Source organism: Roseateles terrae, from assembly GCF_014192155.1.
Classification (GTDB): Bacteria; Pseudomonadota; Gammaproteobacteria; order Burkholderiales; family Burkholderiaceae_C; genus Roseateles; species Roseateles terrae.
Genome location: NZ_JACHXO010000016.1, coordinates 1 through 1,365, shown reverse-complemented (window position 1 = coordinate 1,365; position 1,365 = coordinate 1). Strand labels below are relative to the sequence as shown.

1 protein-coding gene is annotated in these 1,365 nt (G+C 62.5%); it reads right to left on the bottom strand.

Annotation, left to right across the window (positions count from 1 at the left end; translation table 11 throughout):
* Window positions 1–30 precede the first annotated feature (30 nt).
* A protein-coding gene (locus FHS28_RS23805; protein WP_088454779.1) for an IS3 family transposase occupies window positions 31–1,277 on the bottom strand; the annotation gives its coding sequence in 2 pieces (ribosomal slippage) (window positions 31–962 and window positions 962–1,277; 1,248 coding nt in all).
* Window positions 1,278–1,365 lie beyond the last annotated feature (88 nt).

The window sequence follows — 1,365 nt, the reverse complement described above, 5'->3', positions numbered from 1 at the left end:
TGATCTTGCCCCCGCACAACCGGACACGGGCTATTCGCAATTGAGCGCCTGACCTCCCAGGCGCTGTTGGTTTTTCAATTCCTGTCTGAACTCTCGAGGCGACCTCATTCGCAGACTCGAGTGCGGGTGCACCTCGTTGAAGTGCTCGAACGCTGCGGGCAACTGCGCCATCACCGTTTGAGCGTCCGCCAGGTCCATGCGGCTCAGGTAATCCCGCCGGAAGGTGTTGACGAAGCTCTCGGCCATGCCGTTACTCTGAGGGCTACACACCGGCGTGTTGATCGGCTCCAGCCCCAGTGACCTTGCAATCCGTCGGGTGTCTGCTGCGATGTAGGCGCCGCCGTTGTCTGTCAGGAACTCCAGCCTCTGCGACGGCAGGCTCTCAACCGATCCGAACCGCCGCTCCACCGCCTCAATCAACATTTCCCTCACCGGCTCGCCCGGCAGCCCTTTGCCCGGCCAGGCGCGCCACGCCATGATCTCCCGGTCGCAGCAGTCCTTGGCGAAGGTGGCTGTCACCGTTTCACCTGAGTCGCACTTAATCTCGAAGCCGTCGGAGCACCAACGGGTGTTCGATGTCGTGACTGCCACGGTGCCATCGTGGCAACGGCTCGATGCCCTTCGCTTCGGTGCTTTGGGGAGCAGCAAGGCATGTTCAGCCATCACTCGGTACACGCGCTTGGCGTTCACCCGAGGCAGTGACGCAACCTTGCGGCGCCGATTCACCAGCGCGCATGCCCGCCGGTATCCATAACTCGGAAGATCCGCGATCTGCGCCTTGATCTCGCTGACCAACGCCTCGTCCTCTTTCGGCCGACGGACCTTACGGCCGTCCTGCCACGAGTGCGCACGGCTACGCAGCGCATGAACATGCGAGCGCGCCACACCCAGTGCCTCACACACGACCGTCACTGGTCGTCGTCCGTCGGCAACAAGGGCGACCGCGCAATCCACTTTTTTTCAGCCGCGTACTCCACGGCTTCCTTGAGGATCTCGTTCTCCAGAGTCTTCTTGCCCAGCACGCGCTGCAGCTTCGCGATCTCGGCTCGTGCTGCGGCCAACTCGGATGCCGGCACCACGGCTTCTCCTGCCGACACAGCTGTCAGGGCTCCCTGGCGCTCCAGCTTGCGCCACTGGAACAACTGGCTGGCCGAGACGCCTGTCTGCCGCGCCACCAGCGAGACACTGGACCCGGCCTCGTACGTGCGGCGCACCAGCTCAGCCTTTTCGGCCACAGACCATCTTCTGCGACGCTGGTCCGTCGTGATCACCTCGATGGGCGTATTCCTAGTCGTATTCACAGTCTTACTCCTATCCTCAAAGATAAGCGATAGACCGTGTCCGGTGAATCAGGGGGCTAGCTCA